The 10169-nt window shown below is 45.0% G+C and carries 10 protein-coding genes, 1 other RNA gene and 1 pseudogene; 5 read left to right on the plus strand and 7 right to left on the minus strand.

Annotated features, from left to right (window positions below; all coding sequences use genetic code 11):
- Together NA197_RS23120 and NA197_RS23125 are read right to left on the minus strand one after the other, a co-directional pair.
- A pseudogene (locus tag NA197_RS23120) lies at positions 1 to 90 on the minus strand (oxaloacetate decarboxylase subunit gamma); the annotation flags it as partial.
- A gap of 49 nt (positions 91 to 139) precedes the next feature.
- Positions 140 to 1408: an SLC13 family permease gene (locus NA197_RS23125; protein WP_000074129.1), complete on the minus strand. Its 1269-nt coding sequence runs from the start codon at positions 1406 to 1408 to the stop codon at positions 140 to 142.
- 222 nt (positions 1409 to 1630) lie between these two features.
- On the opposite strand from NA197_RS23125, the gene NA197_RS23130 reads away from it, so the two are divergent.
- Positions 1631 to 2614, plus strand: a complete 984-nt coding sequence (locus NA197_RS23130; protein ID WP_000282119.1) for a LysR family transcriptional regulator — start codon at positions 1631 to 1633, stop codon at positions 2612 to 2614.
- Here NA197_RS23130 and NA197_RS23135 read toward each other — a convergent pair whose 3' ends face one another.
- Entirely contained in the window at positions 2615 to 3505 is an 891-nt protein-coding gene (locus NA197_RS23135; protein ID WP_000405927.1) for a LysR family transcriptional regulator, read from the minus strand.
- 129 nt (positions 3506 to 3634) lie between these two features.
- Here NA197_RS23135 and NA197_RS23140 point away from each other — a divergent pair, with 129 nt between their 5' ends.
- Both NA197_RS23140 and NA197_RS23145 read left to right on the plus strand, forming a co-directional pair.
- Entirely contained in the window at positions 3635 to 4480 is an 846-nt protein-coding gene (locus NA197_RS23140; RefSeq protein WP_000086831.1) for a fumarate hydratase, read from the plus strand.
- Between the two features lie 14 nt (positions 4481 to 4494).
- The gene (locus NA197_RS23145; RefSeq protein ID WP_000970374.1) at positions 4495 to 5040 is read left to right on the plus strand and encodes a FumA C-terminus/TtdB family hydratase beta subunit; all 546 of its coding nucleotides are present in this window, start codon (positions 4495 to 4497) and stop codon (positions 5038 to 5040) included.
- A gap of 93 nt (positions 5041 to 5133) precedes the next feature.
- Here NA197_RS23145 and aroG read toward each other — a convergent pair whose 3' ends face one another.
- Entirely contained in the window at positions 5134 to 6186 is a 1053-nt protein-coding gene (gene aroG, locus NA197_RS23150) for a 3-deoxy-7-phosphoheptulonate synthase AroG (RefSeq protein ID WP_001109233.1), read from the minus strand.
- A 319-nt stretch (positions 6187 to 6505) separates the two neighbouring features.
- Between aroG and NA197_RS23155 the strand changes: the two genes are divergently transcribed.
- Positions 6506 to 6892 (plus strand): YbgS-like family protein, encoded by a 387-nt coding sequence (locus tag NA197_RS23155; RefSeq protein ID WP_000784379.1) that lies wholly within the window; start codon positions 6506 to 6508, stop codon positions 6890 to 6892.
- 110 nt (positions 6893 to 7002) lie between these two features.
- Positions 7003 to 7941 (plus strand): CDF family zinc transporter ZitB, encoded by a 939-nt coding sequence (gene zitB / locus NA197_RS23160; protein WP_000951247.1) that lies wholly within the window; start codon positions 7003 to 7005, stop codon positions 7939 to 7941.
- Here the strand turns inward: zitB and pnuC are convergent.
- The 3 genes from pnuC to NA197_RS23175 all read right to left on the minus strand — a co-directional run.
- Positions 7938 to 8657 carry a nicotinamide riboside transporter PnuC gene (gene pnuC, locus NA197_RS23165; RefSeq protein ID WP_001728872.1) on the minus strand — a complete coding sequence of 240 codons (720 nt, stop codon included), beginning with the start codon at positions 8655 to 8657 and terminating at the stop codon, positions 7938 to 7940. The two genes, zitB and pnuC, sit on opposite strands and share 4 nt — an antisense overlap.
- A 24-nt stretch (positions 8658 to 8681) precedes the next feature.
- Positions 8682 to 9725: a quinolinate synthase NadA gene (nadA, locus tag NA197_RS23170; protein ID WP_000115343.1), complete on the minus strand. Its 1044-nt coding sequence runs from the start codon at positions 9723 to 9725 to the stop codon at positions 8682 to 8684.
- Positions 9726 to 10019: 294 nt separating this feature from the next.
- A non-coding RNA gene (locus NA197_RS23175) (RtT sRNA) lies at positions 10020 to 10169 on the minus strand; the annotation flags it as partial.

Raw genomic sequence — 10169 nt, forward strand, 5'->3', positions numbered from 1 at the left:
GAAAATCAGCAGGAACAGAAACGCCAGCACGAACCCCATGCCGAGGAACATCAGGGTGAAGCCTTCACCTAATAGCACCGAACTATTCATAATAAAGTCTCAAATTTAATAATCTAAAATAGAAAAGTAATATCAGTCATTAATAGAAGGGATAAAATACCGGTAGTAAAATCATACTAACGATAAAACAAACCAAACTAATCGCCAATCCGGGTTTTAAGAAATCTTTAAATTTAACATTCCCCGGGCCAATAATCATTGAGTTTGCTGGAATAGCCATTGGGGTACAAACAGCAACACTACTCGCAATAAAAACAGCAATAACAACTGCACGAGGGTCTGCGCCAATAGACTGTGCGATAGTCCATCCTACCGGGCATAACAACGTACATGCTGCAGTGTTACTCATAACTTGAGTCAAAGCCCATGTAAGTATCCACAATGACGCCATAATAATCATAACGCCAGAATCTCCGGTTACTGAAATAACGGCATTGGCAATCATTTCTCCAGCACCAGTAGAATTAAGCGCGGCACCTAAAGGCATCATAAACGCAAGCATGAAAACAGTTAGCGTTTCAAAAGAATTAAAAGTTTCCTTTTGTGTTAAAACGCCAGCGAATACAAGAACAATAGCCGCACAACATGCAATAATATGCATTGGAGGCAGAAACTTAATATAATCAGTTGCCACCATTCCAGCGATAGACAGAATAAAAACGGCTAAAGTTAAATTTCTATGCCAGGCCGGAATTTGGCTATAATCCATTTGAGAATCAGATTGTGTATTTCCATCACGATCTGCGATGAGTTTTGAACCGAAGAAATAGAGAAATATAGAGCATGCAATCAGCAAAGGAATACCAATTTTAGCGTATTCGAAAAATGGCACCGACAGACTTCCCTTACTAAAAGTTTCAATAGTATTTTTAGCAATCAGATTTCCTGGCGAACCGATAATAGAAATGTCAGCACCGATTGTTGCCCCAAAAACCAGAGGCATAAGAAGTTTAATAGGCTTAATCTGACTACTGGCGGCAATACCTAAAACAATAGGAATTAGCACAGCAACTGTTCCGCTATTAGAAACAAAGGCAGACATAACTCCACCAATAAGAAAAATCAATACACTAAGGCTTCTTTCTGTTTTAGCATATTTTAGTAAAATTTTACTTGATTGCCATGCCAAACCTGTTTTAAAAAATGCCGCACCGAGTACACACATGGCGACGATAAGAATAACATTCGCATTTACGATTGAAGCAAAAATATCCTTAGCATCGATAACACCGGTAAAATAAAGTGCCATTGGGACCATAAATGCAACTAATCCCATAGGAAGACGATCGCTAACAAAGATAATTATTGCAACCACTAAAACCAACAAAGTAATAATCGCTGGTGACATGTATACGTCCTTATATTATTAGGGTACAAAAACAACTCATTACAGTCATGAATACAACTGCAACAAGCATAAATCACATGTTATACTAAAATTACATCTAATTAATTTCTATTGAGAAAGAATACACTCACATAAATAACAACACTTACCCGACAAAGGCATAACATATTCTTACTGCTTTTGTTTCTGTTTAATCAAATAATTTCCTCTTAAAATCTGTCTGTGTATAATGCTACTTATATAAATGAAACTCATCCAATGCTAATAAGGTTGCAGCTTATGCAATATCGGCATCACCTCGAACTAACATGGCTCGAAGACTGTCTGGCTCTAAAAGAAACGTTGAATTTCTCAAAAGCGTCTGCCTCAAGATATGTGACTCAACCCGCATTTAGTCGTCGGATACAATCTCTCGAAGAATGGGTGGGTACGCCCCTTTTTGAAAGAAGTAAACGGGGAGTCACCCTTACCAAGGCCGGAGAAGTATTTACAGACCAGCTTCCCGAACTGATCCACTCCTTGTACACATTGAAAAGTGATACCCTTGAGGCCGCAGGTAATAAACAACCTAGTCTTGTTTTTTCAGCAACGCATGCTTTGTCTTTCTCTTTTGTACCGCATTTGTTAAAACAGAGTGATAAAATTGCAAAATTTGGTTCATTTCGTCTTTTATCTGACTCATTGAATGCGTGTGAAAAAATGATGCGGCAGGGAGATTCACAATTTTTGCTGTGTCACCATCACCCACATATGCATCTAAATTTAAATAAAAATAACTTTATGAGCATTCGTCTTGGGTTTGATACATTAATTCCATTCAGTAAACCAGACTCAGAAACGTTAAAACCGTTGTGGAATATAAATAATAAGATTCAATTCCCTTACCTTTCTTTTTCATCACAATCAGGTCTGGGAAGAATAATAGCAAATACAGCGTCTATTAACAGAATTACCCATAATATAAATGTTGCCTTTGTGGCCGATCTGGCAGCAACACTATTGGCAATGGTCAGATCTGGCGATGGTGTTGCCTGGATACCTCAAAGCCTTGCCAGGCAAGATATAGAGGCTAAAACTATTGTTACTGCAGCGGAAAAAGAAAGCAATTTATGGGTACCCATAGAAATAAGACTTTATAGACCAGCCAAGAGAATGCCTCCAGATGCCGAAGAGCTATGGGAAATTTTTGTTGAAGAACAAATATAATTATTTAATTGTAAAATGTTCTTTAATATAATCCTCAATGAATTTAATTAACGCTCTGGTTGCATATGATAAATATTTATCTTTCTTCCAGGCCAAACCAATCGTAACATAAGTCGGCTCAGTCATGGCCTTGGTTATTACTTTTTCGGCTTTAAGATCGACAGCGTCCAAAATGAAAGAAATTCCTTCATTTTTAGCAACCAGATCTATGTTGGTTTGAACCCTGTTTGATGATAGAAAAATATGTGTATGAATTCCTCGCTTTGTACATTCTTCAATAATCGTTTTTCTATGCCAGGAATCTTTTTTCATTAGTATCAATGGCTCATATTGTAGATCTTCCCAATCGATACTATCCTTTTTTGCCAGGGGATGTTTATCTGACATACATACCACGTGCTGCTGAGTCATTAATGGTACCGTAACTAATTCTTTTGGACAGTCATTAATAATAACAATAGCAAGATCCAGCTCTCCAGCAGAAAGTTTATCATGTAAACCAAAAGTCCCCTCTTCAACAAGAGAGAGTTCCATCTCTGGATAAATCTCCCGGAAATGCTTGAAGAGCGGTGAAAAAAGAAACAAACTTATCATCGGTGGGATCCCCAAAGTTACTATGCCACCATTTTCATTACGATAATCTTTCATTTCCGCTACGCTATTTTTTAACGCAATAAGGATAGGTTCAATTTTTTGTAAGAAAAACATGCCCTCCTCAGTAAGGACAAGTTTATTTTTCTTTCTATCAAATAATGTCACCCCTAATTCAGTCTCTAACTTCTTAATAGCAATGGTGATATTAGGTTGAGAAACAAAATGCCGCTCAGCAACTCTGGTTAAGTTACCTAACAAAGAAGCGCTTACAAAATATTCTAATTGTCTAATTTCCATCTATTTTCCACTACTATAAATAAAATTTATCATTTAATAAAAATAACATATTTCCTTCCTACAATGAATACGAATATCATGAAAATGTGATCAATGGATAAAACAATGCAACATAGCACTGGAGGGAGTATGAGTCGTATATTAAATACAGAAATTATCATTCCGGTTATCGAAAAACTTGTAAAAAAAGCTTGTTATGAACTGGATGATAATCTCATGTGTTCTTTTCGTAAAGCATATGATAAAGAAGAGTCAAAGATCGGCAAGGAAACCATTAAGATATTAATTGATAATGGAGAGTATGCAAAAAAAGAACAACTTGCATGCTGCCATGATACCGGCACTTGTATCGTTATAATGGAAATTGGACAACATGTATGCTGGGAAGGTAAGCCGCTTAAAGATCAGGTGAACCAAGGTGTTCGCCAGGGCTATGAAAATGGATACTTAAGAAAATCCATGGTTGCAGATCCATTAGAACGTATTAATACTAATGATAATACTCCTGCAATTTTACATACTGAAATTGTTGATGGTGACCGAGTGACAATTACCGTTATGCCAAAGGGCGGCGGTAGCGAAAATATGGGAACTTTTAAAACATTGCTTCCCGGCGATGGTATTGATGGTATAAAAGATTTTGTTCTGGAAACTGTCCGTCGTGTAGGAGGCAATCCATGCCCTCCTTATATTATTGGTATCGGCGTTGGCGGTACAATGGATCACTGTTCGTGGATGGCGAAGAAAGCATTATTACGCCCTCTTGGTGAGTTCAATGCTAAACCACTTTATGCCCAGCTCGAAGCTGAATTATTAGAGGCCGTGAATAATACAGGGATCGGCCCTTTAGGGATGGGCGGGCGTATTACGGCGTTAGGCGTGCATGTCGATTACTATCCTTGCCATATCACTGCACTGCCAGTCGCAATCAATTTCCAATGTAATGCAAGCCGCCACGCTAGTGAAATCATTTAATACCTGGAGAAGCTATGATGGAATTAACATTACCATTGACTAAAGAGAAAGCGAAAACTCTTAAGGTCGGCGATATATTATTTCTCACTGGATTTGCTTACACCTGCCGTGACGCCGCGCATAAAAAAATCGAAGTAGCGCTTAGTAACGGAGAAAAATCACCAGTCGATTTTCAAAACCAAACGATTTACTATGCTGGCCCCTGCCCTGCCAGACCTGGTTTACCTATTGGCTCCAACGGTCCTACAACGGCCGCGCGTATGGACCCATTTGTAGAAATGATGTTTCAACAAGGGGCAACTGCGTTTCTTGGCAAAGGCGATCGTGCTGATTATGTCGCTGAGCTTTGTAAAAAATACGGTGGGGTTTCGCTACTCGGGATTGGAGGAGCGTCTGCAATTAATACAAAACATGTTAAATCAGTAGAAATTGTTGCCTACGAAGAATTAGGAACAGAATCCATTAAGAAGTTATATTTTGACCGCTATAGAGTCATTGTAGGAATTGATTCGGAAGGAAATACCCTCCAGAAGCAGGAAGTACCTAAGTACGCCAAATAATAATACATTAATGTTGGCAATACCGGTCCGGTAGGCTGTTACCGGACCGATATGTTTTCTATCCTGCACTTCACTACAGGATAGAAACTAAACTTAGCCGCGACGGGCTTTTACCGCTGCCGACAACTGACGAAGCAGCGCATCGGTATCTTCCCAGCCAATACAGGCGTCAGTAATGCTTTTACCGTAGGTCAGCGGCTGACCGCTTTCCAGACTCTGGTTTCCTTCTACCAGATGACTCTCTACCATCACGCCAATAATCGCTTTTTCACCGCCCGCTATCTGCTGGCAGACATCGGCGCAAACCTCCATCTGCTTTTGAAATTGCTTACAGGAGTTGGCATGGCTGAAATCGATCATGACCTGCGGCGTCAGTCCCGCTTTGATGAGGCCTTCTTTCACCTCAGCAACATGTTGCGCGCTATAGTTTGGCGCTTTACCGCCGCGCAGAATGATATGGCAGTCGCCGTTGCCGCTGGTATTCACAATCGCCGAATGACCCCATTTAGTGACGGAGAGGAAGCAATGCGGCGCGCCGGCGGCGTTGATGGCGTCAATGGCGACTTTAATCGTGCCATCAGTACCATTTTTAAAACCGACCGGACAAGAGAGGCCAGACGCCAATTCGCGATGAACCTGGGATTCAGTAGTCCGCGCGCCAATGGCGCCCCAGCTCATCAGATCGGCCAGATATTGCGGCGTGATCATATCGAGGAATTCGCCGGCGGCAGGCAGGCCGCTGTCGTTAATATCCAGCAGCAGTTTGCGCGCAATACGCAGACCGTCGTTAATCTGGAAGCTGTTATCCATGTGCGGATCGTTAATCAGCCCTTTCCAGCCGACGGTGGTACGCGGTTTCTCAAAATAGACGCGCATGACAATTTCAAGCTCGCCTTGAAGCTCATCGCGTAGCGCCAGCAAACGGGCGGCATACTCTTTCGCCGCTGCCGGATCATGAATTGAACAAGGACCGATCACCACCAGCAGACGATCGTCATTGCCTTTGAGAATTTTATGGATGGCTTTGCGCGCGTGAGCAACGGTATTTGCTGCATTTTCCGTGGCGGGAAACTTTTCCAGCAGCGCGACCGGAGGTAATAACTCGTTGATTTCTTTAATGCGTAAATCGTCGTTCTGATAATTCATGTTTATTCCAGTGTTGCCGTACTTATCCCAATGAATGCAATCCCTCCAATCTATCTCTTCAATTAAATAGTGTAAACGGGCTTTTACACTTTGAACGGAATAATCCTGGAATTCAGGAAAAAAACGCACAAATGTAGCGAAAAATGGGATCTAACCTACACTTTTTAACTGTAACCACTCTGTTTATGAATTATTGCAAGATTCTCTGCTGCGTTAACCCGCGGCGGCGAACGCTTTTTATCCCTTATTTGAGGATTTGACTGACACGTGCACTGTTGGAAGAGGTTATCCGACATATCCACCATAACAGGAGCATCTTATGAAAATGACAAAATTGACTACGCTTTTACTCACCGCTACCCTCGGCCTTGCCAGCGGCGCAGCGTTAGCTGCTGAATCTAACGCGCAGTCCAGTAATGGCCAGGCGAACTCGGCGGCAAATGCCGGCCAGGTTGCCCCGGACGCCCGCCAGAATGTGGCGCCGAATGATGTGAATAACAACGACATCAATACCAACGGCAACGCTAACAGCACGATGCAGCATCCAGACGGTTCAACCATGAATCATGACGGAATGACCAAGGATGAAGAGCATAAAAATACCATGTGTAAAGACGGTCGCTGCCCGGATATTAATAAAAAAGTGGAAACCGGTAATGGCGTCAATAATGACGTGAATACCAAAACCGACGGTACCACACAGTAATGCAGAAAAAAGTCTGATAACGGGAGAGCTTTCGCTCTCCTTTTTATTTTGTCAGCGAAAAATCAGTATGATGTCTACAGTATTGATGAGAATAACAAAGGAATGACGTTATGGCGCACTCACACTCTCATGCCGATTCACACCTGCCGAAAGATAATAATGCTCGTCGCCTGCTTTTCGCCTTTATCGTCACTGCCGGATTTATGCTCCTTGAGGTGGTGGGCGGGATACTCTCCGGCTCTCTGGCGTTGTTGGCGGATGCGGGACATATGCTCACCGACGCGGCGGCCCTTCTCTTTGCGCTGCTGGCGGTTCAATTTTCCCGTCGTCCCCCGACTGTTCGCCACACTTTTGGCTGGCTAAGACTCACCACACTGGCGGCTTTTGTGAATGCCATTGCGTTGGTGGTCATTACCCTTCTCATTGTCTGGGAAGCGATAGAGCGCTTTTACACGCCACGTCCGGTGGCGGGCAATCTGATGATGGTGATTGCGGTCGCGGGTCTGCTGGCGAACCTGTTTGCGTTCTGGATACTCCATCGGGGAAGCGATGAAAAAAACCTGAACGTGCGCGCTGCCGCGCTACATGTGATGGGCGATTTGCTGGGTTCCGTCGGCGCAATAGTCGCCGCGTTGATCATTATCTGGACGGGCTGGACGCCAGCGGACCCGATTCTCTCTATTCTGGTTTCGGTACTGGTGCTACGCAGCGCCTGGCGTTTGTTAAAAGATAGCGTCAACGAATTGCTGGAAGGCGCACCGGTTTCGCTGGATATTAATGCCTTACAGCGCCATTTAAGCCGGGAAATCCCCGAAGTCCGCAACGTACACCATGTGCATGTCTGGATGGTCGGCGAAAAACCGATCATGACATTGCACGCTCAGGTCATTCCGCCACACGACCATGATGCGCTGCTGGAACGTATCCAGGATTTTCTGATGCACGAATACCATATTGCGCACGCTACGATTCAGATGGAGTATCAAGTGTGTCACGGCCCGGACTGTCATCTGAATCAGACGCCATCCGGGCATGTTCATCACCATTAACGGGAAAGCGCGCGCGATCCTCGCTCCCGCGCGCTGTTTATCCACAGGCGGCTACCGTTCACGGCGATAAATGTCAGGATCAGATATTCCAGCGACATCGCATAGACGCCCTGCAAAGCAAAAATCACCACACTGATCACGTTGATTACCACCCACAGGAGCCAGTTTTCGACATATTTGCGTGTCATCAGAATCATCGCCGCGATAGACAGCACCATCATGCAAGAGTCCCAGAACGGGAAAGCGTCCGGTTGCAGTACGGGCATTGTCACCTGTAACCCCAGCATCTGCATAATGGCGACGGCCACGCGCGTCAGGACGGCGAATACGGGATCGATATATCGCGTCATCAAACCGATAGCTATCACACATATCGCCAGCCATGCCATTGCTTTTGGCAACGGCAGCCAGCGGATTTTAAGCTCGGCTTCATTATCCTTTGTTTGCCGCGACCACGCATACCAGCCATAAATATTGGCGGCAAAGAAAAAGAGTTGCAGCAACAGGCTGGCATAAAGCTGGATCTGAAAGAAAATAATCGCAAACAGGGTGACGTTAACCAGTCCAAAAAAGTAGTTGCTGATCTTCTCCAGACTGGCAAGCCAAATACAGAGCAGGCCGGCGATGGTTCCTACCGCTTCGATCCACGAGAGATCGTACCCGCCAGCGCCAATCGGAATATGAATCAGTATGTTGTGCGTACTAAAAAAATCCATTCTCTCCCCCAAAGATTTCCGTCTTTACGCCCGAAGTGTAGCCGCAAAATCCAGCATCCGGTTGAGCGGCAGTAATGCGCCCTCGCGTAGCGCCGCATCAACCTGTATTTCATGCGCCGCGCCTCCCTGCTCCAACCCTTCAGCAATGGCTTTCAGGCCATTCATCGCCATCCACGGACAGTGCGCGCAGCTACGGCAGGTCGCCCCCTCGCCAGCCGTGGGCGCTTCAAGCAGTTCTTTTTCAGGCACCGCCTGCTGCATTTTGTAGAAGATGCCGCGATCGGTCGCCACGATAAGCTGTCTGTGCGGCAGCGTTTTTGCCGCCTTAATAAGCTGACTGGTGGAGCCCACCGCATCGGCCATCTCGACAATGGACTGCGGCGATTCAGGGTGAACCAGAAGAGCGGCATCGGGATAGATTTTTTTTAAACGGGTCAACGCCTGAGTTTTAAACTCGTCATGCACGATACACGCTCCTTGCCAGCACAGTACATCGGCCCCGGTCTGTTTTTGCACGTAATTCCCCAGGTGTCTGTCCGGCGCCCAGATAATTTTTTCCCCCAAACTATCCAGATGCTCAATCAGTTCTACGGCGATACTGGAGGTCACAACCCAGTCCGCACGCGCTTTAACAGCAGCCGAGGTGTTAGCATAGACCACTACGGTTCTGTCAGGGTGCGCATCACAAAAAGCGCTAAATTCGTCTATTGGGCAGCCTAAATCCAGCGAACATTCCGCCGCCAGCGTAGGCATAAGAATGGTTTTTTCCGGGCTGAGGATTTTGGCGGTTTCCCCCATAAACCGTACGCCCGCTACCAGTAACGTGGATGCGGCGTGCTTCGCGCCGAAACGGGCCATTTCCAGCGAGTCGGAAATACAGCCGCCGGTTTCTTCTGCTAACTGTTGAATTTCCGGATCGGTGTAGTAGTGCGCCACCATGACGGCATTGCGCTCTTTGAGCAAACGCTTGATTTTCTCACGATAAAATTGCTTTTCATCGTCGTTCAACGGCGTTGGTTTCGGCGGGAACGGGTAGATTGCGGCTTGTGGGTCAAACATTACGCTCATCGTGGCTTCTCGTTTTACTGACTTAACGAAACAACCGAATGAAAGCGTAATAAACGCCACAATCGGTTAATTTGTTTTATATGCTAAACAAGATAGCTGATTCAATAAGGAAAGTCACAATAATTACGTAGCCCCGTATCTGATGGCGGCGTAACGTCTTATCTGGCCTACGTGAGCGGTGCCGTCTGTAGGCCTGATAAGCGCAGCGCATCAGGCAAGACCCGAACCTGCGGCAGGTTCGAATCTTCCATATCGCAGATAGCAAAAAAGCGCCTTTAGGGCGCTTTTTTACATTGGTGGGTCGTGCAGGATGACTCGGCTTCGCCTCGCCCTACGGGCCGTTGCTGACGCAACGTTATCCTTCACATTCAACATCTGAGTTTGATGTTAAATTGGTGGGTCGTGCAGGATTCGAACCTGCGACCAATTGATTAAAAGTCAACT

It is taken from the genome of Salmonella sp. NW884, from assembly GCF_051700745.1.
Taxonomy (GTDB): Bacteria; Pseudomonadota; Gammaproteobacteria; order Enterobacterales; family Enterobacteriaceae; genus Salmonella; species Salmonella enterica.